Origin of the sequence: Actinomadura sp. NBRC 104412, from assembly GCF_030269515.1 — a bacterium.
Taxonomy (GTDB): domain Bacteria; phylum Actinomycetota; class Actinomycetes; order Streptosporangiales; family Streptosporangiaceae; genus Spirillospora.
Genome location: NZ_BSTM01000014.1, coordinates 73,733 through 97,861, shown reverse-complemented (window position 1 = coordinate 97,861; position 24,129 = coordinate 73,733). Strand labels below are relative to the sequence as shown.

At 72.4% G+C, this 24,129-nt stretch carries 25 protein-coding genes; 7 read left to right on the top strand and 18 right to left on the bottom strand.

The window, feature by feature from the left end; all coding sequences use genetic code 11:
• Positions 1-76: 76 nt before the first annotated feature.
• The 7 genes from hemB to QSK21_RS19200 form a co-directional block, all read right to left on the bottom strand.
• Positions 77-1,063 (bottom strand): porphobilinogen synthase, encoded by a 987-nt coding sequence (hemB, locus tag QSK21_RS19230; RefSeq protein WP_285697562.1) that lies wholly within the window; start codon positions 1,061-1,063, stop codon positions 77-79.
• Positions 1,064-1,111: 48 nt separating this feature from the next.
• On the bottom strand, positions 1,112-2,731 hold the full coding sequence (locus QSK21_RS19225) for a bifunctional uroporphyrinogen-III C-methyltransferase/uroporphyrinogen-III synthase (protein WP_502871574.1): 1,620 nt from the start codon (positions 2,729-2,731) through the stop codon (positions 1,112-1,114).
• A complete protein-coding gene (hemC, locus tag QSK21_RS19220) occupies positions 2,728-3,645 on the bottom strand; it encodes a hydroxymethylbilane synthase (protein ID WP_502871577.1) in 918 nt (305 codons plus the stop codon). The genes QSK21_RS19225 and hemC overlap by 4 nt, the downstream gene beginning before the upstream one ends.
• Positions 3,646-3,677: 32 nt before the next feature.
• Complete coding sequence (locus QSK21_RS19215; protein ID WP_285697559.1) at positions 3,678-5,045, bottom strand: glutamyl-tRNA reductase; 1,368 nt, start codon at positions 5,043-5,045, stop codon at positions 3,678-3,680.
• 25 nt (positions 5,046-5,070) lie between these two features.
• Positions 5,071-5,808 carry a redox-sensing transcriptional repressor Rex gene (locus QSK21_RS19210; RefSeq protein WP_285697558.1) on the bottom strand — a complete coding sequence of 246 codons (738 nt, stop codon included), beginning with the start codon at positions 5,806-5,808 and terminating at the stop codon, positions 5,071-5,073.
• A 299-nt stretch (positions 5,809-6,107) separates the two neighbouring features.
• Complete coding sequence (locus QSK21_RS19205) at positions 6,108-6,398, bottom strand: glutaredoxin family protein (protein ID WP_285697555.1); 291 nt, start codon at positions 6,396-6,398, stop codon at positions 6,108-6,110.
• Positions 6,395-7,717: a putative quinol monooxygenase gene (locus tag QSK21_RS19200; RefSeq protein ID WP_285697553.1), complete on the bottom strand. Its 1,323-nt coding sequence runs from the start codon at positions 7,715-7,717 to the stop codon at positions 6,395-6,397. Before QSK21_RS19200 ends, QSK21_RS19205 begins: the two co-directional genes overlap by 4 nt.
• 190 nt (positions 7,718-7,907) lie before the next feature.
• Between QSK21_RS19200 and QSK21_RS19195 the strand changes: the two genes are divergently transcribed.
• The 3 genes from QSK21_RS19195 (at position 7,908) to QSK21_RS19185 (ending at position 9,760) form a co-directional block, all read left to right on the top strand.
• Positions 7,908-8,582: a sigma-70 family RNA polymerase sigma factor gene (locus QSK21_RS19195; RefSeq protein WP_285697551.1), complete on the top strand. Its 675-nt coding sequence runs from the start codon at positions 7,908-7,910 to the stop codon at positions 8,580-8,582.
• A gap of 91 nt (positions 8,583-8,673) precedes the next feature.
• Complete coding sequence (locus QSK21_RS19190; protein WP_285697550.1) at positions 8,674-8,877, top strand: hypothetical protein; 204 nt, start codon at positions 8,674-8,676, stop codon at positions 8,875-8,877.
• Between the two features lie 10 nt (positions 8,878-8,887).
• Complete coding sequence (locus QSK21_RS19185) at positions 8,888-9,760, top strand: HAD family hydrolase (protein WP_285697549.1); 873 nt, start codon at positions 8,888-8,890, stop codon at positions 9,758-9,760.
• Positions 9,761-9,811: 51 nt separating this feature from the next.
• Here QSK21_RS19185 and QSK21_RS19180 read toward each other — a convergent pair whose 3' ends face one another.
• On the bottom strand, positions 9,812-11,125 hold the full coding sequence (locus QSK21_RS19180) for an alpha/beta fold hydrolase (protein WP_285697547.1): 1,314 nt from the start codon (positions 11,123-11,125) through the stop codon (positions 9,812-9,814).
• Positions 11,126-11,504: 379 nt separating this feature from the next.
• Between QSK21_RS19180 and QSK21_RS19175 the strand changes: the two genes are divergently transcribed.
• The 3 genes from QSK21_RS19175 to QSK21_RS19165 all read left to right on the top strand — a co-directional run bounded on the left by QSK21_RS19175 (position 11,505) and on the right by QSK21_RS19165 (position 13,073).
• Positions 11,505-12,251, top strand: coding sequence for a dienelactone hydrolase family protein (locus QSK21_RS19175; protein ID WP_285697545.1), 747 nt, complete (start codon positions 11,505-11,507; stop codon positions 12,249-12,251).
• 10 nt (positions 12,252-12,261) lie between these two features.
• A complete protein-coding gene (locus QSK21_RS19170) occupies positions 12,262-12,543 on the top strand; it encodes a DUF6295 family protein (protein ID WP_285697544.1) in 282 nt (93 codons plus the stop codon).
• Positions 12,544-12,611: 68 nt separating this feature from the next.
• The gene (locus QSK21_RS19165) at positions 12,612-13,073 is read left to right on the top strand and encodes a cupin domain-containing protein (protein WP_285697542.1); all 462 of its coding nucleotides are present in this window, start codon (positions 12,612-12,614) and stop codon (positions 13,071-13,073) included.
• A gap of 83 nt (positions 13,074-13,156) precedes the next feature.
• Here the strand turns inward: QSK21_RS19165 and QSK21_RS19160 are convergent, their stop codons facing one another.
• The 6 genes from QSK21_RS19160 to QSK21_RS19135 form a co-directional block, all read right to left on the bottom strand.
• Entirely contained in the window at positions 13,157-14,146 is a 990-nt protein-coding gene (locus QSK21_RS19160; RefSeq protein WP_285697539.1) for a lysophospholipid acyltransferase family protein, read from the bottom strand.
• A 12-nt stretch (positions 14,147-14,158) separates the two neighbouring features.
• On the bottom strand, positions 14,159-15,175 hold the full coding sequence (locus QSK21_RS19155; protein ID WP_285697538.1) for an NAD-dependent epimerase/dehydratase family protein: 1,017 nt from the start codon (positions 15,173-15,175) through the stop codon (positions 14,159-14,161).
• A gap of 47 nt (positions 15,176-15,222) precedes the next feature.
• Positions 15,223-15,321 carry a 30S ribosomal protein bS22 gene (locus QSK21_RS19150; protein WP_018654693.1) on the bottom strand — a complete coding sequence of 33 codons (99 nt, stop codon included), beginning with the start codon at positions 15,319-15,321 and terminating at the stop codon, positions 15,223-15,225.
• Positions 15,322-15,702: 381 nt separating this feature from the next.
• A complete protein-coding gene (locus QSK21_RS19145) occupies positions 15,703-15,906 on the bottom strand; it encodes a helix-turn-helix domain-containing protein (protein ID WP_197009276.1) in 204 nt (67 codons plus the stop codon).
• A 380-nt stretch (positions 15,907-16,286) separates the two neighbouring features.
• A complete protein-coding gene (locus QSK21_RS19140) occupies positions 16,287-17,111 on the bottom strand; it encodes a phosphatase (RefSeq protein WP_285697535.1) in 825 nt (274 codons plus the stop codon).
• Positions 17,111-18,328, bottom strand: a complete 1,218-nt coding sequence (locus tag QSK21_RS19135) for an acetoin utilization protein AcuC (protein ID WP_285697532.1) — start codon at positions 18,326-18,328, stop codon at positions 17,111-17,113. Before QSK21_RS19135 ends, QSK21_RS19140 begins: the two co-directional genes overlap by 1 nt.
• Before the next feature lie 162 nt (positions 18,329-18,490).
• On the opposite strand from QSK21_RS19135, the gene QSK21_RS19130 reads away from it, so the two are divergent.
• Positions 18,491-19,492, top strand: coding sequence for an alpha/beta hydrolase (locus tag QSK21_RS19130; RefSeq protein WP_285697531.1), 1,002 nt, complete (start codon positions 18,491-18,493; stop codon positions 19,490-19,492).
• Between the two features lie 79 nt (positions 19,493-19,571).
• Here QSK21_RS19130 and QSK21_RS19125 read toward each other — a convergent pair whose 3' ends face one another.
• The 4 genes from QSK21_RS19125 to QSK21_RS19110 form a co-directional block, all read right to left on the bottom strand.
• On the bottom strand, positions 19,572-20,759 hold the full coding sequence (locus QSK21_RS19125) for an ABC transporter permease (protein ID WP_285697527.1): 1,188 nt from the start codon (positions 20,757-20,759) through the stop codon (positions 19,572-19,574).
• A complete protein-coding gene (locus QSK21_RS19120; RefSeq protein WP_352231296.1) occupies positions 20,756-21,445 on the bottom strand; it encodes an ABC transporter ATP-binding protein in 690 nt (229 codons plus the stop codon). Before QSK21_RS19120 ends, QSK21_RS19125 begins: the two co-directional genes overlap by 4 nt.
• 424 nt (positions 21,446-21,869) lie before the next feature.
• Positions 21,870-23,240 carry an efflux RND transporter periplasmic adaptor subunit gene (locus QSK21_RS19115; protein WP_285697524.1) on the bottom strand — a complete coding sequence of 457 codons (1,371 nt, stop codon included), beginning with the start codon at positions 23,238-23,240 and terminating at the stop codon, positions 21,870-21,872.
• Positions 23,241-23,313: 73 nt separating this feature from the next.
• The gene (locus QSK21_RS19110) at positions 23,314-23,667 is read right to left on the bottom strand and encodes a hypothetical protein (protein WP_285697522.1); all 354 of its coding nucleotides are present in this window, start codon (positions 23,665-23,667) and stop codon (positions 23,314-23,316) included.
• Positions 23,668-24,129 lie beyond the last annotated feature (462 nt).

Here is a 24,129-nt window from a genome sequence, read left to right as displayed (position 1 = left end):
CCCGAGGAAACGGTCCTAAGTGACTAGACCGGGGTGATCATCGGCAAGCGATCACCGGAACGCGGGCGTCCGGGCCTCAGCCCCGCAGGACGCGCGCCACCTCGGCCGCGTAGTACGTCAGGATGATGTCGGCGCCCGCCCGCCGGATCGCGGTCAGCGACTCCATGACCGTCCGCTCCCGGTCCAGCCAGCCGTTGGCCGCCGCCGCCTCGATCATCGAGTACTCGCCGCTGACCTGGTACGCCGCCACCGGCACCTGGACGGTGTCGCGGACCCTCCGCACGATGTCCAGGTAGGGCCCCGCGGGCTTGACCATGACCACGTCCGCGCCCTCGTCGAGGTCAAGCAGCACTTCGCGCAGCGCCTCGTCCGCGTTGGCCGGGTCCTGCTGGTGGGACGAACGGTCGCCGAACCGTGGCGCGCACTCGGCCGCGTCCCGGAACGGGCCGTAGTAGGCGGAGGCGTACTTGGCGGAGTACGCCATGATCGCCACGTCCGGGTGGCCGGCCTCGTCCAGCGCGGTGCGGATCGCGCCGACCTGGCCGTCCATCATCCCGCTCGGCGCGACCACGGCCACGCCCGCCTCGGCCTGCGCGACCGCGATCGAGGCATACCGCTCCAGCGTCGCGTCGTTGTCGATCTCGCCGGACGGGGTGAGGATGCCGCAGTGCCCGTGGTCGGTGAACTCGTCCAGGCACAGATCCGTGATGATCACGGTGCTGTCGCCCAGGTCGGACACCAGGTCGCGGACCGCGGCCTGGACGATCCCGGCCGGGTCGTCGGCGGCCGAGCCGGTGCCGTCCTTGGCCGCGGGTATGCCGAACAGGATGATCCCGCCGACGCCCGCCTCGACCGCGTCGTGCGCCGCCTTGCGCAGGCTCTCCCGGGTGTGCTGGTACACGCCGGGCATGGACGGGATCGGCTGGGGCTCGGCGATGCCCTCCTTGACGAACATCGGAAGGATCAGGTCGGCGGAAGCGAGCCGGGTCTCGGCGACCAGGCGCCGCAGCGCGGGTGTGCGGCGCAGCCGGCGGGGCCGCGCCACGGGAAAGCGGGCAGTCATGCGTCCTCTCTCGTTGCTGGGCCGCCGTGGCTCACCCGCCACGGCGGGTCACCTGCGGCGGCGGGCGCCCCGGCGCATCTGGCTCGGCTTGCGCAGCGGGTCGCCGTTCTCGATCTGCGTGGCCCTCCGCCTGGCACCGTACTCCGCCAGCGCCTCGGCGAGCGCCGACACCGACGGTTTCTCTGACAGCACATCGACCCGCAGCCCGTATTCCTCGGCCGTCTTGGCGGTCTGCGGGCCGATGCAGGCGATCACCGTGACGTTGTGCGGCTTGCCGGCGATCCCGATCAGGTTCTTGACCGTGGAGGACGAGGTGAACAGCACCGCGTCGAACCCGCCGCCCTTGATCGCCTCGCGGATCGGCGCGGGCGGCGGCGCGGCCCGCACCGTCCGGTACGCGGTCACGTCCTCGCACTCCCAGCCGAGGTCGGTCAGCCCGGCGATGAGGGTGTCGGTGGCGATGTCGGCGCGCGGCAGCAGGATCCGGTTGATCGGGTCCAGGTCCTCGTCGTAGGGCGGCCAGACCTCCAGCAGGCCCTCGCTGGACTGCTGCCCGGTCGGCACCAGGTCGGGCTGCACGCCGAACTCCACCAGCGCCCGGGACGTCTGTTCGCCCACGGCCGCGACCTTGAGCCCGGCGAACGCGCGGGCGTCCAGGCCGTAGTCGGAGAACTTCTCGCGGACGGCCCGCACGGCGTTGGTGGAGGTGAAGACCACCCACTCGTACCGTCCGGTGACCAGGCCCTTCACGGCACGTTCCATCTGCTGCGGGGTGCGCGGCGGCTCCACCGAGATGGTGGGGACCTCCTCGGGCACGGCGCCGTACTCGCGGAGCTGCTCCGACAGCGACGCGGCCTGCTCCTTGGTGCGCGGCACCAGCACCCGCCAGCCGAACAGCGGCTTGGTCTCGAACCAGGCCAGCCGGTCCCGCCAGGTCACCACGTCCCCGACGATGATCATCGCCGGGGCCTCCATGCCCTTGGTGTCGGCGGCGAGCCGCTGCAGCGTGGAGACCACCGTCTCCTGCTCGGTGGTGGTGCCCAGGGTGGTCATCGCGGCGGGCGTGGTGTCGGGACGGCCCGCCGCGATCAGCCCCTTGGCGACCTCGGCGACGGTGTTCTCCGCGCCCAGGACGACCAGGGTGGCGTCCGGCGAGGAGAACCGGTCCCAGTCGACGCCGCCCTCGCCGATGTCGACGATCCGGACCTCGCGGTGGTCGGCGTCGGTCAGCGGGATGCCCGCGTACCCGGGCACCCCGGTCACCGCGGACACGCCCGGGATCACCTGGAACGGGACGCCGGCCTTCTCCAGCCCACCGCCCTCGCCCGCGAGGTCGCAGGCCAGGCCGGGGTCGCCGCGGAACAGCCGGACGACGTACCGGCCGGCCTTCGCGGCCCGCACGGCGAGTTCGAGGTGCCCGCCCTCGGCGGTGTCGACGATCTCGGCGTCCTCGCGGCAGTGCGCCAGGATCTCCGGCGGGCACCCGGCCCGGTCGGCGATGACCAGGTCGGCCTTCCGCAGCGCCTCGGCGGCGCGCAACGTCAGCAGCCCGGGATCCCCCGGGCCCATGCCGACCAGCGCGACGCCCGGGAACTCCCGTGACACCGGCTTGGCCGGCAGCGGCTTGGCCGTGCCGTACTTCGCGGAGGTCTGCTTAGCGGGGCTCACTCTCGCTCCCCCATCAACTGATCGGCGCCCAGGGCGAGCAGGTCGGCGGCGAGCCCCCGCCCGATCCGCTCCGCGTCGCCGGGATGGCCGCTTGCGGACAGCCTGATCTGCCGGGCGCCGTCGTGAGCGACGACGGCGGCCGTCAGGTGCAGCTCCTGTTCTTCCCGGCCGTGGTCCTGGACGGCGGCGTAGGCGCCCACGGGCGCCGAGCAGCCCGCCTCCAGCACGGCGAGTACGGTGCGTTCCGCGGTGACGGCCGCCCTGGTGGCGGGGTCGTCCACCGTGGCCAGCAGCTCGCGGAGGTCGGCCCGGTCGCTGCGGCACTCCACGGCCAGCGAGCCCTGGCCGGGCGCGGGCAGCATCTGGTCGGGCTCGAAGATCTCGGCGACGTCGTCCATCCGGCCGATCCGGCGCAGGCCCGCGTACGCGAGCACCACCGCGTCGAGCTCACCGCCGGTGACCTTGCGCAGCCGGGTGTCGGCGTTGCCGCGGATCGGCACCACCTCCAGGTCGGAACGCAACGCCTTCAGTTGCGCCACGCGGCGCGGCGAGCCGGTGCCGACGCGGGCGGCGCGCGGCAGGTCGGCCAGCTTCGGAAGACCGCCCGGGGGGTGGGGCGAAGGCAGGGGCGCGGAGCATAGCGCGTCGCGCGGGTCGTCGCGGCGGGGCGTCGCGGCCAGCGTGATGCCCTCGGCCGGACCGGTGGGGAGGTCCTTGAGCGAGTGGACCGCGAAGTCGATGTCGCCGGAGAGCAGATGGTCGCGCAGCGCGCTGACGAACACGCCGGTGCCGCCCATCTGGGCGAGCTGCGCCTTGGAGACATCGCCCTCGGTCGTGATCCCGACCAGCTCGACGGCCCGGCCGGTGAGGCGGGTCAGGGCGTCGGCGACGCCCTGCGACTGCGTGGTCGCCATCAGGCTCTTGCGCGTCCCCAGCTTGAGCGCGGTCACCGCGCCTCCCTGTTCATGTCGGCCGTCCCCTTCCGGGACGACGACCCGGCGGCATCGCCGTGGATGTCGGCGCGCTGGACGGCCTCGGGGGCCTTCGGGTCGAGATCGAAGAGCTCGCGGAGGGCCTCGGCGTAGGTGTCGCCGCCCGGGGCGGAGGCCAGCTCCTTGACCCGTACGGTCGGCGCGTGCAGCAGCTTGTCGACGACGCGCCGCACGGTCTGGGCGATCTCCTTGCGCGCCCGCTCGTCCAGCTCGGGCAGCCGCCCGGACAGCCGGGCCAGCTCGGCGTCCACGACCTCGGCGGCCTTGCTGCGCAGCGCCACCACGGTCGGGGCGACCGACGCGGCGCGGGCCGCGTCCAGGAACGCCGCCACCTCGTCCATGACGATCCGGCGGACGGCCTCCACCGCCTCCGGCCCGATCGCGTCCGCCGCCTCCTGCGCGGTGCGCAGATCGTCCAGGCCCGCCAGCTCCACGCCGGGAAGGTCGCGGACGGACCGGTCGATGTCGTGCGGCAGCGCGAGGTCGAGGAAGAAGCGGCGCCGCCCGTCCCCGCCCACGCCCCGGGCCGCGAGCTGCTCGGCGGTCAGCACGAGCCCGCCCGCCCCGGTGCAGGAGACGATCAGGTCGGCGTCGGCCAGCTCGGCGTCCACCGTCCACAGCTCCACGGCGCGGGCGGGCACGGACGCCGACTCCGCCAGCCGGACGGCGCGGTCATAGGTGCGGTTGGCCACGACGATCTCGCGGGCACCGGCCCGGGACAGCGTCGCCACGGCCAGTCCGCTCATCGACCCGGCCCCGACGACCAGCGCGCGGACCCGGTCGAGCGGCCCCAGATGCGCGGCGGCCACGTCCAGGCCGACGGAGACCAGCGAGGCCCCCGCCTTGTCGATGCCGGTCTCGTGGTGCGCGCGCTTGCCGACCCGCAGGGCGTGTTGCAGGACGTCGTGCAGCACGCGGCCGAGCGTGCCGCGCTCCTGCGCCAGCCGGAACGCCTGCCGGAGCTGCCCGAGGATCTGCCCCTCCCCGACGACCATCGACTCCAGCCCGCACGCCACCGAGAACGCGTGCTGGACGGCGCGGTCCTCGTAGTGGACGTAGAGATGGCGGGCGAGGTCGTCGAGCGGGATGCCCGAATGCCGCGACAGCAGATCGGAGATGGCCGACACGCCGCCGTGGAACTTGTCGACGACCGCGTACACCTCGACCCGGTTGCAGGTCGAGACGATCGCGGCCTCGCCCACGTGGACGCCGTCATGCACCTCGTGCAGCAGCTTGACCAGGTCGTCCCCGGTGACCGCCGCGCGCTCCAGCATCGCCACCGGGGCGCTGCGATGGCTCAGCCCCACGACCAACACGCTCATGATGATCCGCTCCCGCCGCCGCCACTCACCTCTGCACAGCCTCCACGTACTGCGTCGTCCCCGGCGGGCCCTCCCCGGCCCGCGGGTCGTGGTCGCCGGGTCCACCGGCCTTGCGCTGCTCGTGGAACGCCAGGATCTGCAGCTCGATGGACAGATCGACCTTGCGCACGTCCACGCCGTCGGGCACCGACAGGACCACCGGCGCGAAGTTGAGCACGCTGGTGACCCCCGCCGCGACCACCCGGTCACAGACCCCCTGCGCCGCCGCGGCGGGCGTGGCGATCACGGCGATCGACACGCCCCGCTCGGCGATCAGGTCCTCCAGCCGGTCGATGTGCTCCACCGTCATCCCGGAGATCTCCTGCCCGACGATCGCGTCGTCGGCGTCCAGCAGGCCCGCCACGCGGAAGCCACGGGAGGCGAACCCCCCATAGCCTGCCAGTGCCCGGCCCAGGTTACCTACCCCGATGATGGCGACTACCCAATCTTGGGTGAGTCCCAGCTCACGGGATATCTGGTACACGAGGTACTCGACCTCGTAGCCGACCCCGCGGGTGCCGTACGACCCGAGATGGGACAGGTCCTTGCGGAGCTTGGCGGAGTTGACCCCGGCGGCCGACGCCAGCTCCTCGGAGGAGACGGTGGCCACCCCACGTTCCTGCAGGCTGTGCAGGGCGCGCAGGTAGACCGGCAGCCGCGCGACGGTGGCCTCGGGGATGCCACGGTCGGCGCGATCGCGGTTGCGGTTCTGTCGAGGTGTCACGGCCTGCTCTTCGGGGGCTCGACGCTGGGCACTTCGGGGCGGGGCCCGGGAACCCCTCGCCCCGGTCGCGCGCGATCGGGGTCGTCCGGCCTCGGTCGTGGCCTCCAGGGCTGCCTCTCAGATTAGCCTTTGTGAATAGACGCACAAAGTCGGCCCCCCGCGAACGGATTGGGCGCCGCCCGGACCCGATCCGACGAAACCCCGCCTCACCTGGGGCTTCGCGGCGTTCGACGGGGCATGGAAGGGCGGCTCGGCGGCCCGCCGATGTGACGGACAAGACATGGCAAATAGTCGCGGAATTACCGGGCGCGGCCGAGCAATTCCCCGATCGCCGCCCTCAGCCTGGACTCGTCCACCCGCCAGAAGTCGTGCTGCACCCCGTTGATCAGCGTGACGGGGATCTGCTCCCAGTAGCGCCGGGTGTCCTCCTCCGACCGGGTGATGTCCCGCTCCTCCCAGCGCACGCCCAGGTCCGCCGCGACCCGCTCGATCACCGCGCGGGCGTCCTCGCACAGGTGGCAGCCCGGCTTGCCGTACAGGGTGATCAGCACCTCGTCCGGGCTCGGCATCCGGCTCGGTGTCCGGCTCATCGTCCCGGGCTCACGGGGTTGACCGCCGGGGGCAGCTTGGCCGATCCCAACTTGAGCTCGATGACGTTGGTGGCCAGTACGTGCGTCCGCGACTCGGCCAGGAACCGGCGCAGGTACGGCTGGCGCTGGTGCGCGGCGAACGCGGCCTGGTCGCGGAACAGCTGGTAGAAGATCCGCTGCGTGGGCGCGTTCACCACCTCGTGGCAGGTGAAGATCAGCGTGTCCGGCTCGCTGGTGCGGGCGGCCTGCACCAGCTCCTCGGCCTGCCGGTCGAACGCCTCCTCGCGCCCGTCCAGCAGGGTGTAGACGGTGATCTGCCCGCACGCGGCGGACAGGTCGACCCCTCCCGGCATGCCCGGCATGCCGGGCGCGGCGCCCGGCGGCGAAGGCTCGGGGATCATGGCCCTGAGGTCGTCGTTGACGGTCGCCGCCGCGGGCTCGGCCAGGGGCGGCAGCGGCTCCTCGGCCGGTTCGGGGAAACGCAGCTCCCCTCGCCTGCTCCTTCTCCTCCCCTGGGACGGTGGTGGCGCCGCGTAGGACTGCTGGCCCTGGTCGGCGTAGGGCTGCTCCTCGTACCCCGTTGCGGGCGCGTCGCCATAACGGTCGTCGCCATAGCGATCGTCGCCATAACGATCCTCGTCGTACCCCGCGTCCTCGTCGTACACCGGGATCGTGCGCATCGCCCCGTACCAGACAAGCCCGGCGGCGCCGCCCAGCGCGATCACCGCGAGCGGGCCCGGCAGGAACCCGCGGGTGCCGCTCACCACCAGCACCCCGGCCAGCGCCACCAGCGCGATCGGGATCAGCAGCTCGCCGGCCTCCCGGTCGCGCCGGCCCGCCAGCAGCGCGGTCACCGCCAGGCAGGCCACCAGCGCGATCACGGCGACCACATGGGCGCCGTCGATCAGCAGCAGCGGCAGCGCGTCATAGGTCTTGCCCGGCTTGGGCAGCGACGTGGTGAACGTGCCCCTGGTCGGGTCCACCAGGAGGATCACCACCGCCACCACGCTGTAGGAGACGGCGTAGAGCCAGGCGCCGAACCGCACCTGGACGGGACGGGCGATCAGCTCGATCATGCCGAGCGCCAGCCACATCGGCCCGAGCAGCGCCGCGCCCATCTCCATGACCCGGAAGAACAGGCCGTTGAAGCCGAGGAGGAAGCCCAGCGCCATCGAGATCAGCGCCAGCGACAGGCCCACCTGGGTCACCGACCAGGCGATCAGGTAGAGCAGCCGCTCCTTGGAGGCGCGCTTCACCAGCAACCCGGTGGCCGCCACGCAGCCGAGGGTCGCGATCAGCGCGAGAAGAGCTGAGACCATGGCGCCCCCCATGGTGCCCGATCCACCGCCCATCCCGGTAACCGTGCTCACGCATGCGCGAGCCGCGTTCACCGGAGGCATCCCGATCGCCCGCGGCCCCGCGCTGTGAAAGCGACCATTGCCCGGCGTACCCGCGAGTATTTACAGTGGCAACGCACGCCGGAGGTCGCGCCGTTCCGAGGAGGACTGCATGAGCAGCCTGGCTCTCGACGCACACGTGGCGGTGCCCTCTCCGGCGCTCCCGCTGCCCTTGCAGCGCGCTCTCCCCCGCAACCTGGGCCTGGGCCTTGGGCGCCGCCGCGCCGACGCGCACGAGGACGCGCTGAGGGAACTGGTCCTGCGCGCCCGTGACGGCGACGCCGAGGCGTTCGGCGGCCTCTACGACCACTACGTGGACCTCGTCTACCGGTACGTCTACTACCGCGTCGGCTCCCATCCGCTCACCGAGGACCTGACCAGTGAGACGTTCCTGCGCGCGCTGCGCCGCATGCCCTCGTTCAGCTGGCAGGGCAGGGACTTCGGCGCGTGGCTGGTGACGATCGCCCGCAACCTGGTCGCCGACCACTTCAAGTCCGGCCGGTACCGGCTGGAGATCTGCACGGACGAGCTGCTGGAGGGCGGCCGGGCCGAGGAGGGGCCCGAGCGGGTGGTGCTGGACGCGATGACCCACCGCGCCCTGCTGGAGGCCGTCCGGCGCCTGGGATCCGAGCAGCAGGAGTGCGTGGTGCTGCGGTTCCTGCACGGCCTGTCGGTCGCCGAGACGGCGCTGATCATGGGCAAGAAGACGGGTGCCATCAAGGCGTTGCAGTACCGGGCGGTGCGCTCGCTTGGCCGGATGCTGCCACCCGACCTGATGAGCGTGTGAGATTCTCAAGTAATCCGACACGGCTTCGGCCGTAACCCCGCGTGCCCACCGTCGTTTTGGGGGGCAACCGCATTCCTAGTGGGGGGCTGCCATGAGGATGAGGCGGAGCAAGGTCGCCGGGGGCGTGAGCACGCTGGAGCGCCTCCAGGTGCGCGGCGCCGGGCCCGATCCCGGCTTCCGCGCCGATCTGCGCGAACGGCTGCTGGCGGCGGCCGTGGCGAACCGGGCGGGAGCGCACGAGCCGGGACGGGCGCGCGGAACCGCCGATCCGGTCGACTGGTCACCCGCCGACTAGGCTGCGGGGCATGCGGCGATTCTGGCAACGGGCCAAGGACGAGGATCACAAGAGCGCGGGTGAGGCCGCCGCCGCGGCGGCGGCGGAGCCCGTCCCGATGCCGGAGCCCGACCCCACGGCGGCGGCGTTCTTCGACGTGGACAACACGATGATGCGCGGCGCCTCGATCTACTACTTCGCCCGCGGCCTGGCCGCCCGCAAGCTGTTCACGATGCGCGATCTGGCCATGTTCGCCTGGGGCCAGGCCGCGTTCCGGGTGCGCGGCGCGGAGAACGCCGAGCACATCCACAGCGCCCGCGAGGCCGCGCTCGCGTTCGTCGCCGGGCAGCGGGTGGACGACCTCGTCCGGCTGAGCGAGGAGATCTACGACGACGTGATGGCCGACCGGATCTGGCACGGCACCCGGTCGCTCGCGCTCCAGCACCTGGAGGCGGGCCAGCAGGTGTGGCTGGTCACCGCCACCCCGGTGGAGGTCGCCCGCACCATCGCCCGCCGTCTCGGCCTCACCGGCGCCCTCGGCACGGTCGCCGAGGCCAGCGACGGCGTCTACACCGGACGCCTGGTCGGCAACCTGCTGCACGGCCCCGCCAAGGCCGAGGCGGTACGGGCGCTGGCACAGCGCGAGGGCCTGGATCTGAGCCGCTGCTCCGCGTACAGCGACTCGGTCAACGACCTGCCCATGCTGACCGCCGTCGGCCACCCCCACGCCGTCAATCCGGACTCGGCCCTGCGCGACCACGCCAAGGAGCACGGCTGGCCCATCCACGACTTCCGTACAGGGCGCAAGGTCACCATGGTCGCGCTTCCCGTCGCCGCCGGCGCCGGCGCCCTCGCGGGCGGCGTCGCCGCGGGCGTGGCCCTCCGCAAGCACTACCGCACCTAGAACGACGACAGTGGCGCACCCCCTGGCGGGAGGTGCGCCACGCGTTCCCCCTCACTCGGAGAAGTACTCACTCACCGCCTTCCCCATGGAGGCCGGGTCGACCTGGCCGTGCGCCTGGCCTTCCAACCATTGGAGGCGGGCGTCGGGAAGCCGGTCGGTGACCGCCTGGGCGGCCGTGCGCATCCGCTCGGTGCTGGCCGAGCCCGCCAGCACCAGCGTCGGGACGGCCACCTTGGACAGCCGTTCCGGAACCGGGCCGCCGCCTACGACGGCGGCCTCGTAGGCGAGGGTGTGCGCGACGGCCTCCATCTGCGGCCAGAAAGGCTGGCCCTTCATGCCCGCCACCGCCTCCGGCGGCATCTCGGCGCCCTTGGTGAGGAACAGCTCCACCGCGTCGCCGCGCCGCCCCTCCTCGACCAGCGCGCCGAGTTCCTCGGCGGAAGGGAGCGAGCGGCCGGGGTCGGTGACGTACGGGGGCTCGAACACGGCCAGCTTGGTGATCGGGACGCCCGCGGCCGCCGCCTCCAGCGCCAGCGCGCCGCCGGAGGAGCCACCGAACACCATCGCCTCGCCACCGGCCGCCTCCACCAGGGCCGCCAGATCCTCGATCTCCCGCTGGACGGCGTAGGGCGCGGTGTCGCCGCTGTCGCCACGGCCGCGCCGGTCGTAGTTGACGACGGTGTGGCCGGTGGCCAGCGCTTCGACGATGCCGGTCATGAGGGGGTCCTGGCGGGTGGAGAACGCGCCCTGGACGACGATGACCACGGGTCCTGCACCGATGCGCTCGTAGGCGATGGACGTGCCGTCCGCCGAGGTCACCGTGTGGTAGCGGGGGCGGTAGGTGAGCACCACGACCCCGTCGTCACCGACCGGCCGGGCCTCCACCAGCCGCAGCGCCGTCTCCGGGTCGCCCTCCTCGAACAGCCGCTGCCCCTTCCCGAGCAGGATCGGGTAGACCATCAGGCGGTACTCGTCCACCAGGCCGCGCCGGGCCAGCGCCCGCACCAGCATGGCACTGCCGTTGACCAGGATGTCCCCGCCGGGCCGCCGCTTCAGCTCGGCCACGTCGTCCAGCGAGATCACGGTCGTGTTGTTCCACGTCGGGTCCTTCAGCGTGCCGGACACCACGTACTTCGGCATCGAGTTCATCGCGTCGGCGAACTCCCCGGTCCGCGACGGCCAGGCGTCGGCGAAGCCCTCGTAGGTCGTGCGGCCCAGCAGCAGCGCGCCCGCCGAGGTGACCTCCTCGGACTTGAACGTGTGGCCCTCGTCGCCGCGGTCGAACCGGAACGCCCAGCCCAGCTCGCCGGGCCTCTCCATGACGCCGTCCAGGGTCATGAACTCCGAAACGATGATCTTCCTCATATGTCCTTCCTTTCCTGCGTGTCCCGCCGGAGGCCGAAGGGGAGCGAGGGGGCCGGGACGCGCGGGACCGAGGCCGCGATGGGGGCGTGGGCCAGGTTCCATGGCGCGCCGACGGTCCCGGGCTCCGCCGGTGGGACACGGTCTAGATCAGGACCATGCCGGTGTTCACGGTGAGGCCGGTCCGATGCCGGGCACGACCATCCCGGCCATGGCGGCGGGGGGCGGGCACCATCACCAGCAGGGCTGTCCGGCCATGGAGGTTAGCAGCCCCGGGACCAGCCGCTTCGCGGCGATGTCATGGTCGCCGTGGTCAGGGCGTGCCCTCCACGGAGCCTCGGCGGACTGGCATGATCGGCGTACCGAGGACGGAGGTGCGCAGATGAACGATGCGATGTGGGCCGGGACGGTCGGCATCACCGGGGGCGGCGGCGCCGAGCTGGAGGCGTACCTGGCGCGGCCCCTCGGCGACGCTCCGCGCGGCGGGGTCGTGGTGATCCACCATCTGCCCGGGTACGACGCCGCGACCAAGGAGATCACCCGCAGGTTCGCCGCGCACGGGTACGCGGCGGTCTGCCCGAACCTGTACTCGCGCGAGGGCGCCGGCGTGAGCCCGGACGACCAGGCCGCCGCCGTCCGCGCGCGGGGCGGGGTCCCGGACGAGCAGGTGGTCGCGGACGTCGCCGGCGCCGCCGAGTACCTCAACTCGCTCGACCACGCCAACGGCAGGATCGGCACGATCGGGTACTGCTCGGGCGGGCGGCAGAGCTTCCTGGTCGCGTGCTCGCTGCGGATCGACGCCGCCGTGGACTGCTACGGCGCCTTCGTCTACAACGAGTCACCGCCGGACGCGCCGTTCAAGGGGCTCTCGCTGGTGCCGAAGATGCCGGACCTGTCGTGCCCGGTGCTCGGCCTGTTCGGAGACGAGGACCGGTTTCCGTCGCCGGACGAGGTCGCGGCGCTGGACGCCGAGCTGAACCGGCTGGGCAAGGAGCACGAGTTCCACAGCTACCCGGACGCCGGGCACGCGTTCTTCGCCACCGACCGGCCGTCTTACCGGCCCAAGGCCGCCGTGGACGGCTGGAAGAAGATCTTCGACTTCTTCGGCCGTCATCTGACCGCCGCCTGAGGAGGGCGACATGTGCACCTACCAGACCCAGCGAGTGGAGCTCGACGGCGCCGCCAAGGGGGCCGCCGGCTGGTTCACGGTGACGGCCGGGACCGTCTATGTCGACCATCCCTTCCACGCCTGCCACGAGCACACGGTGAACATCGACTTCACCAACCCGTCCGAAGGCCCGTCGGCGCGCGCCGCGGTCGAACTCACCGAGGAATCCGCGCTGGCCCTGATAGAGGCGATCCGGCAGGCCCTCGCGGCGGCGCCCCCCGGCCTGGCCTCCGCCACCGGGACGTCCGCCTAAGCGGTGCGCCGCATCCGCGCGGCCGGCTCATAGGTGGTACGGTCCCCGCAGCGGGAGGGGGCCGCATCATGACCGAGGGCGTCGCCGGTCGCGCGGGCGACCGGATCTGGATGATCAACAGCTGGATGCGGTTCGTCACCACGGCCGAGGACACCGGGGGTCGGCTCGCGGTCCTGGAGCAGCGCATCACCCCCGCCGGTGAACCGCCCCGGCACGTGCACGCCAACGAGGACGAGGCGTTCTACGTCCTGGAGGGGCGGCTCGCGGCCACCCTCGGCGACGACACCACGCTCAGCGCCGGGCCGGGAGAGCTGATGTTCCTGCCCCGGGGCATCCCGCACAGCCTGCACGTCCGGACCGACGAGGCCCGCCTTCTGGTGATGCTCAACCCCGCGGGGTTCGAGAAGTTCTTCGCCGCCGTGGGCGAGCCCGCCCGCGGCGACGGGCCGCCCGAGCCCACCACTCCCGACGTGGAGGCGATCGCGGCCGAGGCCGCCCGCTACGGCGTCACGCTTCTGCCCCCTGGCTGAGGCGCCGGAAACGCCCCTGTCAACCCGTCCGATGGACCGCGCCCGGCGAGTGGCCCGAGCCGTACCGAAGGCCGTACCGGAGGTCAGAGGAAGGCGGGGCCCCGGCGCAGCAGCGTGTCGTAGAGCATCTGCTGGACGACCTCGCGCACATGGTCGGTGATCTCGAAGACCGTCATCGGGTCGTCGGCGGTGCTCGCGTCGTGGTCGTCCAGCGGCATCGGCTCACCGAACCGGATCATCCACTTCGACGGCAGCGGGATCAGCCCGGCCGGGCCGAGCAGCGGGAACGTCGGCGTGATCGGGAAGTAGGGCAGGCCGAGCAACCGGGCCAGCGGGCGCAGATCGGCGATCTTGGGATAGATCTCCTCGGCTCCGACGATCGCGCACGGGATGATGGGGACGTCCGCGCGCAGCGCCGTCCCGACGAAGCCGCCACGGCCGAAGCGCTGAAGGCGGTAGCGCTCGTTGAACGGCTTCCCCACGCCCTTGAAGCCTTCCGGGAAGACCCCCACCAGCTCGCCCTTGCCCAGCAGGCGCCTCGCGTCCGCCCGGCAGGCCAGGGTGTGCCCGGCCTTGCGGGACAGGTGGCCGAGCAGCGGCACCTGGTAGATCAGGTCGGCTCCGAGCAGCCGCAGGTCGCGGTGCAGATGGTCGTGGACGGCGACCGACAGCATGATCCCGTCCATGGGGACCGTCCCGGAGTGGTTGGCGACGATCAGCGCCCCGCCCTCCGCGGGCAGGTTCTCCAGGCCGGACAGCTCCACGCGGAACCAGCGCTCGTACAGCGCGCGGGCCGCCGGGAGCAGGAACGTGCTGTTGAACTCGGGGTCGAAGCCGAACTCGTCCACCTCGTACTCGCCCGCCAGCCGGCGGCGCAGGAAGGCCAGGCCCGAGGTGAGCCTGCGTTCCAGGGGTCCCAGCGGCGAGCGCCCCGGCTCCCGTTCGCCGCGCTCCCGCTCGTCGCGCGCCTTGTCCTCGCGCGCCTTGTCCTCGCGCGCCTTGTCCTCGCGCTCTCGCTTGAGCGGGATCACCTTGGCGCCCGCGTCGAAGCGATCTTCGTTGTGGGCGTTCATCGGGTGCCTCCGTCAGCCGCGGTGCAGTGCGTCGGTGAGCCGGTCGATGAGCTGGAGCGGCATCCCGGGGCCGAGTCCCTGGGACGAGACGAAGTCGGCCAGGGCCGCCTCGGTTCCGTACTTGGGACGCCAGGACAGCTCCGACACCAGCCGCCCGGTGTCCACCACCCGGCCGTAGGTCAGCCAGCGCAGCAGCTCGGGGGAGAAGCCCGACATCCCGGCGAACCGGCGCCCCAGGTCCCCGACCACCGACATGGACCGGGACGGCAGCGGCAGTTGCGACCGCCCGGCCCGCCGCAGCACCTGCGACAGCAGCATCACGCCGTCGCCGGCGACGTTGTAGCAGCCGGGGTGGTCCTCAACCGTCATCCGGCGCAGCACCTCGGTCCCGTCGTCCTCGTGCAGGAACTGTAGCCGGGGATCGAAGCCCAGCACGGTCGGGACGACGGGCATGCGCAGGTAGCGCGTCAGCGGCGAGTCCACGCCGGGGCCGAGCAGGTTCGCGAAGCGCAGCACCGAGACCACCAGGTCGGAACGGCGCCGTTGCAGCCCGCGCACGTACCCCTCGACCTCGACCGCGTCCTTGGCGTACCCGGACGTGGGCGGCTCCACCGGCTCGTCCTCCTCCGTGAACACCGCCGGGTCCATGGGGGACGACCCGTACACGGCGGCCGAGGACCGCACGACGAGCTTGCGCACGTCCGGGGAGCGCTGGCAGGCCGCCAGCAGCTGCATGGTCCCGATGACGTTGACCTCCTTCACCTTGGACCGCGGTGCGGAGGGCGAGGTCACCAGGTTCAGGTGGATCACGGTGTCCACCCGTGCCGAGGCGATCACCTTGGCGATGCTCGGCCTGCGGACGTCCACGCGCACGAACTCGGTGCGTCCGAGCGGCGCCGTGGGCGGGACGGTGTCCACGCCGATGACGCGCTCGATGCCCGGGTCCGCCTGGAGGGCGGTCGCGACCCGGGCCCCGATGAGCCGGGACACGCCCGTGACGAGCACGACACGGGCCGCGGTCGAGGGCATGGACGACACTGTGCGCTCCACCCCTTACGGGTGAGTGGCCAGGACGTTTACTTCTTGTTGCGGCGCTGGATGCGCGTCTTCTTCAGAAGCTTGCGGTGCTTCTTCTTGGCCATCCGCTTGCGGCGCTTCTTGATGACAGAGCCCACTAGACCTCGCTAGGTGAATCGGGTGACGACGGGATTCGCCCGGCGAGGGATCACGCACCACTACGCACGGGCCGAGGCCCAAGCGTACCGCCCAAGTTTGCAGGCGCGAGCAGCGCTCCTCACCTATGGGGGAGCGCGTTCGCGACGACGCCCGAGGTCCGCTCAGGCTGAAGCACCGGCACAGGTCCGTCCGCACCTGGACCGTCCGGTTCCGGCCTGCCGCGCGCAGGCCCCCTTTCCGGTGCCCAGGTCGCCTACGGCATCGGCGATGCCCCGGCTCCCCGGACACCGGACCCGGCTGCCTGATGGCCGCCGACCGGTCGTCGTCCCTCGGTTCCCGGCTGCCGGCGAGGTCATGGGTCATGGCCTCGCCTTACCCCGCTATCCGGCTTCGATGAAGGCTTCGCGCAGATAGTCGTGGACGGCCTGCTCGGGGACCCGGAACGAGCGCCCCACGCGGATGGCGGGAAGCTCGCCCGAGTGGACGAGACGGTAGACGGTCATCTTGGACACCCGCATCACCGAGGCCACTTCGGCCACGGTCAGGAACCTGACCTCACTCAGAGGTCGCTCGCCTGAGCTCATCGGACGCCCTCTTCCACACGTGCCGCGCACCGGCCCTTTGGGTGACTTTGATCACGCACGTGTTCTTCCCCCAGCGTAAATCGTGTATCGGTAGTCGCAAGAGGGGGGTTCCACCCATTTACGTACCCTCACCCTTTCCCTGCCGCCACAGTGTTATTGCGAACGCAACGTGGGCGTGGCGGCACGCAGCGTGGCCCGGCGCGTGACCATCGCCCAAAACCACCCGATGACCTGCGACTCAAGCGTTGATGGGCGTTCCGGCGCACCCTGCGGTCCCGCGATGACTCCTGCGTCACATTGAGTGACCGGACGGCGCTGGGTCAGGGGTGGCGGAACGCCACGGCAGGGTCGTGGGCGGCGGGCGGCGCGGCCCGGGACGGTCAGGCCAGACCGGCGCGGTCCAGGATGTAGGCGGTCAGAGGCGCGTAGTGGGGCGGCGACACGCCGTCGTCCAGCGGGACCACCACATCGATCTTGCCTTCGGCGGCGCCGACGAACAGCGCGGGATCGTTACAGTCAGCGAACCCCACGGTGTCGATGCCCGCCTCCCCGGCGGCGCCGGCCCAGCCATGGTCGGCAATGGCCAGATCCGGCCAATCGCCTGATTCGGCTGCGAGCTCGGCCAGCATCGCCTCCATCGGAAACGGGTCGTGGGTGTGGTGGGTGCGCCCCGACCGTCCCTCCAGCATCGCCACGCCGCCGGGCGAGTAGACGATCCGCCGCATCTTGGCGACCCCGTAGACGGTCTCGGCCTCGTACGACCAGCCGGCGGCGGGGGTGGGGATGCGGCAGCCCGCCTCCCGCAGGGCATGGGCGACCGCCTCGTAGACCGGGCTCAGGGTGGCCGGGTGCCCCGTCGCCAGGACCACGGTCTCGCGCCTCCGCGCGGCCTCCCCGATCCGCTCGCCCATGGCCTCCAGGGCGTCGATGGTCAGGTCGGGGTCGATGGTGTCGTCGCCGTAGACGTGCCTGGGGTCGGGGTTGACGCCGCAGCGCTCCACCATGACCTCCAGGACGTCCCGTTCCGTCCAGGTGGGCTTGAGGTCGAGCCCGAACATGTAGTAAGGGTTGCGCGCCGCCATCCGCCGGTAGTGCAGCAGGTTGTTCTGGCGCGGCGTCGCCACATCGCCGGCGATCATCGTGCGGACCAGGTGCCGGCGCAGCTCGGCCCGGCTCGGTCCGCTGGACGGTGCGCTGGACGCCATCAGCTGTCCGTCATGGGGTCGAGGCCGTGCTCGGGGAACACCGCGCGCCGGGTCGCCAGCACCGCCTGGTCGAGCGGGCTCGCGGGGTCGATGCCGTCCGCCCAGGACGCCACCGGCACCTCGGCCGTGCCGTCGGTCATCCGGCGCGGCGCGACCTCCTCGGTGCGCTCGCGTACGAACGCGCGCCACGGATCGGGCGTGGCGGTCTCCGGGTCGATGGGACCGCCCGCGGCCTCGGCGAGCAGGTGCGTCCAGGCCCTCGGCACCACCTGGACCAGTTCGTATCCGCCGCCGCCCGTCACCAGCCACCGCCCGCCGGCCAGCCGGTGCGCCAGCCGGTGCAGTTTCGCGTACGCCGTGCGCTGGCCGTCCACGCTGAGGGTCAGGTGGGCGAGCGGGTCCAGGGAGTGGCTGTCGCACCCGTGCTGGGTGACCAGGATCTCCGGCCGGAACGCCTCCAGCAGCGGCGGCACGATCGCGTCGAACGCGCGCAGCCATTGGCCGTCGCCGGTGCCGGGCGGGAGCGCGACGTTCACCGCGGTGCCCTCGGCTCCCGTCCCACCGGTCTCGCCGGGGAACCCCGTGCCGGGGAACAGCGTCCGCGGCGACTCGTGCAGGCTGATCGTCAGCACCCGCGGGTCGTCGTAGAACGCCGCCTGGACGCCGTCGCCGTGGTGGACGTCGACGTCCACGTACGCGACCCGCTCGGCCCCGTTGTCCAGCAGCCAGGCGATCGCGATCGCCGGGTCGTTGTAGACGCAGAACCCGCTGGCCGCGTCGGCGAGGGCGTGGTGCAGGCCGCCGGCGATGTTGGCGGCATGCTCGGACCCGCCGGTCCAGACGGCGCGGGCGGCGGCGACCGATGCCCCTGCGACCAGCGCGGACGCGTCGTGCATGCCCAGGAACACCGGGTTGTCGGTGCTGCCGATGCCGTGCCGCGGATCGGGCAGTCCGGTCTCGCCGCAGCGTTTGACGGCCGCGATGTAGCCCTCGTCGTGGACGAGCCCGAGCAGCTTGTCGTCGGCCGTCTCGAACGGGACGACCCGGACGTTCGGCCGGTCGAGCAGGCCGAACTCGCGGGCCAGCGCCATGGTCAGCTCGACCCGGACCGGGTTGAGGGGGTGGCCGGACCCGAAGTCGTAGGTGATGAGCCGGTCGTCCCACAGGACCTCCAGCCCGCAGCCGGCCGGGGTTTCCTGGGACGGGGTGCCGCTCATGGGCACACGCTACCGTCACCTGCCCGAAACCTGCCGCGTGGCCTGGGTCACAGTGGCGAAACCCCACAGACGCATAGTTGTCCCCCAAAGCCGTTGCCGAGTGAACTATCAGCGAAAAACGGGCATAGAGGTAACACACCGGAAACGGGGGATGGGGGCGCTATGGAACCGGAGAACGCCTGCGAACGCGCCCCCAGCCTCCGCAGCCTGGCGGTGACGGGGGCGATCCGGTTCGGCGTGCGGCCCTTCGTCCACTACGTGCCCGGATACACGATCGGCATCCGCACCGCCCGTTCCACCATGGACCTGGCGGCCCGGCTGATGCCGCCGACCCTGGGGGTCAGGGTCCGCTCGGTGGACGAGCCGGAGGCCGGCGGACGGCCCGCGACCCACGGCGAATGGATCATCGCCCGGGACGCCGAGAAGAGCGGGAAGCCGCCCGCCGGTGCCGTCCTCTACCTGCACGGCGGCGGCTACGTGGTCTGCTCGCCCCGCACGCACCGGCCGATCACGTGCAGGCTGGCGCAGGGCACCGGCCTCCCCGTCTACGCGCCGCGCTACCGGCTGGCGCCCGAGCACCCCTTCCCGGCCGCGCTGGAGGACGCCCTGGCCGCGTACCACTGGCTGATGGACCAGGGCATCCCCGCGGACGGCATCGTCATCGCGGGCGACTCCGCGGGCGGGCACCTGGCCGCGTCCCTGACCGGCGAGATCTGCCGGACGGGCCTGCCGCGCCCCGCCGGGACGGTCCTGTACTCCCCCTGGGTCGATCTGACCTGCGAACTGGCCAGCCAAGCGCAGCGGGCCGCGCGGGACCCGTACATCAGCCCCCACTCGGCGCGGCGCGTGGCCCGGCTCGTCGTCGGCCAGGCGGACGCGGACGACCCCCGCCTGGCGCTGCTGAACTGCTCCTGGACGGACACGCCCCCGTTCCTGATCCAGGTGGGCGGGGCGGAGGTGCTCAAGTCCGAGGCGGAGGCCCTCGCCGAGGCGCTGGACGCGGCGGGCTGCGACTGCCGGCTCCAGGTGTGGAAGGGCCAGATGCACGTCTTCCAGATGTTCCACCGCGTCCTGCCCGAGGCGAGCGCGGCGATGGACGAGACGTCCCGCTTCGTCCGCTCCCTCGTCCGGGGCGCACAGGACGCGGAGAGCGAGGCGGCCTGAGCCTGAGGCGCTTCCGCGGGGTCGCCGGGCGGACGGCCGCGGCCCCGCGGAAGCCCCTCGCCAGGCACGGTCCGGACGGTCACTCGGTACGGAGCGCGACCACCGGGTCCAGGCGTCCCGCCCGGCGGGCCGGCATGACGCCGAAGAACACCCCGACCGCCGCGGAGACCACGAACGCCAGCACCGGAGACCACCAGGTGATCGTGGCCGGCACCGGCGACAGCGCCGAGATCAGCACCGACGCGCCCGCGCCGAGCGCGATCCCGGCCAGACCGCCCAGCGTCGTCAGCATCACCGCCTCCGCCAGGAACTGGGCGAGGATGTCCCGCTGGCGGGCGCCCAGGGCCTTGCGCAGGCCGATCTCGCGGGTCCGCTCGCGCACCCCCACCAGCATGATGTTGGAGACCCCGACACCGCCCACCAGCAGCGAGATCGCGGCGATGGCGGCCAGCACCCCGGTGAGCGCGCTCAGCACGGTGCCGATGGTGCCGAGCAACTGGGTCTGGGTGATCGCCGTGAAGCGCTCGCCCTGGTAGCGGGTCTGAAGCGCGTCCACGATGTCGCGCTGCAACCGCGGGATCGCCTCGCTGGAGGGGGCGCGGACGGCCAGCACGTCGATCCTGGTGACGCCGAACAGCCGCTGGGCCGTGGTCACCGGGATGTGCACCTCCGCGTCCCTGGCCTGCCCGAAGGTCTGCCCGACCTCCTCCAGCACCCCGACCACCCGGAACCGGGCGCCGCCCGCGATGGTGACCTGCCGCCCGATCGGGTCGACATCCCCGAACAGCCGCCGCGCGACCGTGGCTCCGAGCACCACCACCCGGCGCCGCGTGTCGACATCGGTCTCGCTGAGGTACCGTCCGCGGCGCAGCGGCCGGTCGAACACGTTCCGCAGGTTCTGGTTGGCCCCCATGATGCTGGCGTAGGTCTCCGCCCGCCCCGCCCGCACCGTCTCGCCGGAGCTGAGGGCCGCGGCCACGCGGCTCTCGTCCCCCACGACCCGGCCGAGGTAGGCGACGTCGTCCAGCCGCATCCGGCTGATGGACGGCGGCGAGCCGACGCCGATCTGCCCCGGCGCCACAAAGATGATGTTGGAGCCGAGCCCCTCGATCTCGCTCTCGACCAGGTCGCGCGCCCCGGACCCGATCGCGACCAGCACCACCACGGCCGCGACCCCGATCACCACGCCGAACATGGTCAGCGCGCTGCGCAGCCGGTTGACCCGCAGCGCCTCCAGCGCCACCCGCAGCGACTCGCCGATCCTCATGCGGACTCGTCCCGTTCGATGAGGCCGTCGCGGATGTGGACGCGGCGGCGGGCCCGCTCCGCCACGTCCGGCTCGTGCGTGACCAGGACGACGGCCACGCCCCGCTCCCGGTTGAGCCGTTCGAGCAGGTCCATGACCTCGTGCCCGGTACGGGTGTCGAGGTTGCCCGTGGGCTCGTCCGCCAGCACCACCCGCGGGGCGCCGACCAGCGCCCGCGCGATCGCCACCCGCTGCTGCTCGCCGCCCGACATCTGGCCGGGACGGTGTCCGACGCGATGCTCCAGCCCGACCGAGGTGAGGGCGTCGACGGCCCGGCGCCTGCGTTCCGCTCGGGGCACGCCCCGGTAGACCAGGGGAAGCGCCACGTTCTCCCGCGCGGTCGTCCTGGGCAGCAGGTGGAACGACTGGAACACGAACCCGATCAGGGAGTTGCGCAGCTCCGCCAGCTCGTTGCCCGACAGCCGCGCCACGTCCCGGCCGCCGATCCGCAGCGTGCCGGAGGTGGGCCGGTCCAGGCAGCCCAGCAGATGCATGAGCGTGGACTTGCCCGACCCGGACGGCCCCACGATCGCCACGAACTCGCCCTCGTCGATCCGCAGGCTCACGCCGCGCAGCGCCTGCACCTCGACACCCTCCATGGTGTACGCGCGGGTAACGTCCACCGCCTCCAGCGCCGGTCCGGTCACGACGCCGCCTTGTCTGGACTGAGGAGCGAGGGACGAGCGACGAGGGAAGACAAGGCGTCAAAGCGCCATGACCCGGAGCGGCGAAGCCGCGACCATGAACACGTCACGACGCCGCCTTACCTGGACTCAGGAACGGGGAACGAGCAACGAGGGAGAACAAAGCGCCACACCACCACAACCCGAAGCGGCGAAACCGCAACCACAAGCACGTCACGACACCGCCCTGCCTGCACTGAAAAACCAGGGACAAGCGACGAGGGAAAACAAAGCGTTAACGCGCCACAACCCGAGGCGGCGAGACCGCGACCACGAGCACGTCACGACGCCTCCTTGCCTGGACCGCGAAGCGAGGGACGAGCAACGAGGGAAGACACGGCGCCAACGCGCCACGGCTCGGAGCAGCGAAACCGCGACCATGAGCACGTCATGGCGCCAGTTCCTGGCCCTGCCGGACGGAGTCCGCGCCGCGCACGACGATCCGCTCCCCCTCGCGCAGGCCCCGGACGACCTCGACCGTGGTGTCCCCCTGCGCGCCCAGGCCGACCACGCGGCGCTGTGCCCGTCCCCCGGCGACGACCCACACGATCGACTCCCGGCCGCTGCTGACAATCGCAGACGACGGCACGGACAGCACGCCGCGCCGCTCGTGGACGCGCAGATTGACCACCGCGCTCATGCCGGGTTTGGGACGCGGCGCGACCCCTCCGCCGGACAAGGTCCCGTTGCCGAGAGACAGTGTGACCTTGTAGCTGACGCCGCCGCCCGTGGCCTCCGAGGGCGTGGCCCCTACCCCGGTCACCTCGGCCGTGTACGTGCCGCCCTGGACCGCGTCGAACTCCACGTCCGCGCGCACGCCCTCGGTGACCCGCAGCACGTCGGTCTCGTCCACGTCGGCCGTGAGAGACAGCCGCGACACGTCGGTGACCGTGACCACCGCGTCCCCTGCCGAGATGGGTGCGCCTGTTGCGATCGAGGCGGCGTCCTTGGCCGCCCCGCCGCCGAGCGCCGCGCCTCCAGGGAGGGATGTGGCACCGCCGGGAAGGCCCTGCGGAAGCTGCTCCAGCATGCCGCCGAGCCCGCCCGCCCCCGACGCGGGCCCGCCCAGGCCCACCACGCCGTCGAACGGGGCCTTGATCGTCAGCGCCCGCACGGTCTGCTCGGCGGACCGCACCGCCGCGCGGGTCTGCACCCGCTGCGCCGCCGTGATGGACGAGACCGCCTGCCCCACACTGCCGAGCCCGGCGTTAAGCCGCGCCACCGCCTCACGGGCCGCCCGCGACGCCGCTCGGTACTCGCCCTCCGCCTTGGTGATCCCGGCGAGGACGCTCGCCCGCCGCCCCGGGTCGGGGATCTGCGCGGCCACCTTCCTGGCCTCCGCGAACCCGTCCCTCGCCGTACGGTCGGTCCCGCGCTGGAACGCGGTCAGGTCGAGGCCCGCCGGGACGGCCGCACCGCTCCCGGCGACCGAGCCGTCCGCCTCGCGGGCCCGCGCGAGCTGCTCCCGCGCGGACGGCGAGTCGATCGTCGCGAGGACCTCGCCCTTCTCGACCTCGTCGCCGTCCGCCACGTACAGCCGTTCGATCGTGCCCTCGGCCGGTGCCCGCAGCGTCGCGGTCGCACGGGCGGTCACCTTCGCGGGCGCTTCGACCAGCTCGGTCACGTCGGCGCGCGACGCCCGCCCTATCTGGACGCGGTCCTCGCCGGAGTCCCCGCCCGAGCAGGCGCTGAGCTGCCCGGCCAGCAGGAGGGCGAGGACGAGGAGAGACGCGGGAGGAAGGGACCGCCGGGAAGCCACGAGGGCATCGTAAGAGCGACCTTACCGTCGCGTCAGTATTTATCCGGCATCTACTGCCCGTCCCGGGGGTCGCTCAGACGGTCGCGGTCTCGCTCGGCTCGCCCGGTGCACGGCCGGACCAGCGCCGGCCCCCGGTCAGGAAGCCGATCAGCGCGGCGACTGCCGCCACGCCCTCCCCGATCAGCGCGATCGTCTTCTCCCGGTACCAGGACGGGTCGTACATGTCCGGGAACGGGCCGATCGAACCCACGTCCAGGAAGTAGTAAAGGAACATCGCGCCGAGCACGCTCACCGCGACCAGGAACGCCACCGCGTAGGTCCACCGCCGGGCCAGTGCCAGGATCAGCAGCGCCGCCAGCGCCGCCACCACCGCCTGTACGCGGAAGAGAGTGTCGCCGCCGATGCTCCCGCCCTCGACGAAGCCCATGTCCGGGGCAAAAGCCCAATGAACATAGGCATCAACGGCCAGACCGGCAGCCACCAGCAGTCGCAGCAGTATCCCCATGCCTCTTACACGTACAGCACTTTCGTAGTGGATCAAACAACAATGTGTGACATATCCCGCGAAAAGGACCAGCGGCCAACCGTAACCGGCGCCCTGGCCGACCGTGACCGGTCCCGTGGCCAGCCGTGACCAGCGCCGTGGCCGACCGTGAACGGCGCCGTAGCCAGCCGTGGACCGGTGCCCTGGCCGACCGTGAACGGCGCCGTAGCCGACCGTGAACGGCGCCCTGGCCGACCGTGACCGGTCCCGTAGCCAGCCGTGACCAGCGCCGTGGCCGACCGTGAACGGCGCCGTAGCCAGCCGTGGACCGGTGCCCTGGCCGACCGTGAACGGCGCCGTAGCCGACCGTGAACGGCGCCCTGGCCGACCGTGACCGGTCCCGTA

Excerpts from the sequence above, each read along its gene's own strand:
- QSK21_RS19195 (WP_285697551.1), top strand. The coding sequence starts at position 7,908 with ATGAGCAGCCTGGCTCTCGACGCACACGTGGCGGTGCCCTCTCCGGCG.
- QSK21_RS19110 (WP_285697522.1), bottom strand. The coding sequence starts at position 23,667 with ATGGGCTTCGTCGAGGGCGGGAGCATCGGCGGCGACACTCTCTTCCGC.
- QSK21_RS19185 (WP_285697549.1), top strand. The coding sequence starts at position 8,888 with ATGCGGCGATTCTGGCAACGGGCCAAGGACGAGGATCACAAGAGCGCG.
- QSK21_RS19205 (WP_285697555.1), bottom strand. The coding sequence starts at position 6,398 with ATGAGCCGGACACCGAGCCGGATGCCGAGCCCGGACGAGGTGCTGATC.
- QSK21_RS19165 (WP_285697542.1), top strand. The coding sequence starts at position 12,612 with ATGACCGAGGGCGTCGCCGGTCGCGCGGGCGACCGGATCTGGATGATC.
- QSK21_RS19190 (WP_285697550.1), top strand. The coding sequence starts at position 8,674 with ATGAGGATGAGGCGGAGCAAGGTCGCCGGGGGCGTGAGCACGCTGGAG.
- QSK21_RS19215 (WP_285697559.1), bottom strand. The coding sequence starts at position 5,045 with ATGAGCGTGTTGGTCGTGGGGCTGAGCCATCGCAGCGCCCCGGTGGCG.
- QSK21_RS19145 (WP_197009276.1), bottom strand. The coding sequence starts at position 15,906 with ATGAGCTCAGGCGAGCGACCTCTGAGTGAGGTCAGGTTCCTGACCGTG.
- QSK21_RS19135 (WP_285697532.1), bottom strand. The coding sequence starts at position 18,328 with ATGAGCGGCACCCCGTCCCAGGAAACCCCGGCCGGCTGCGGGCTGGAG.
- QSK21_RS19200 (WP_285697553.1), bottom strand. The coding sequence starts at position 7,717 with ATGGTCTCAGCTCTTCTCGCGCTGATCGCGACCCTCGGCTGCGTGGCG.
- QSK21_RS19125 (WP_285697527.1), bottom strand. The coding sequence starts at position 20,759 with ATGAGGATCGGCGAGTCGCTGCGGGTGGCGCTGGAGGCGCTGCGGGTC.
- QSK21_RS19140 (WP_285697535.1), bottom strand. The coding sequence starts at position 17,111 with ATGGCGTCCAGCGCACCGTCCAGCGGACCGAGCCGGGCCGAGCTGCGC.
- QSK21_RS19155 (WP_285697538.1), bottom strand. The coding sequence starts at position 15,175 with ATGCCCTCGACCGCGGCCCGTGTCGTGCTCGTCACGGGCGTGTCCCGG.
- hemB (WP_285697562.1), bottom strand. The coding sequence starts at position 1,063 with ATGACTGCCCGCTTTCCCGTGGCGCGGCCCCGCCGGCTGCGCCGCACA.
- QSK21_RS19175 (WP_285697545.1), top strand. The coding sequence starts at position 11,505 with ATGAACGATGCGATGTGGGCCGGGACGGTCGGCATCACCGGGGGCGGC.
- QSK21_RS19170 (WP_285697544.1), top strand. The coding sequence starts at position 12,262 with ATGTGCACCTACCAGACCCAGCGAGTGGAGCTCGACGGCGCCGCCAAG.
- hemC (WP_502871577.1), bottom strand. The coding sequence starts at position 3,645 with ATGGCGACCACGCAGTCGCAGGGCGTCGCCGACGCCCTGACCCGCCTC.
- QSK21_RS19180 (WP_285697547.1), bottom strand. The coding sequence starts at position 11,125 with ATGAGGAAGATCATCGTTTCGGAGTTCATGACCCTGGACGGCGTCATG.
- QSK21_RS19130 (WP_285697531.1), top strand. The coding sequence starts at position 18,491 with ATGGAACCGGAGAACGCCTGCGAACGCGCCCCCAGCCTCCGCAGCCTG.
- QSK21_RS19160 (WP_285697539.1), bottom strand. The coding sequence starts at position 14,146 with ATGAACGCCCACAACGAAGATCGCTTCGACGCGGGCGCCAAGGTGATC.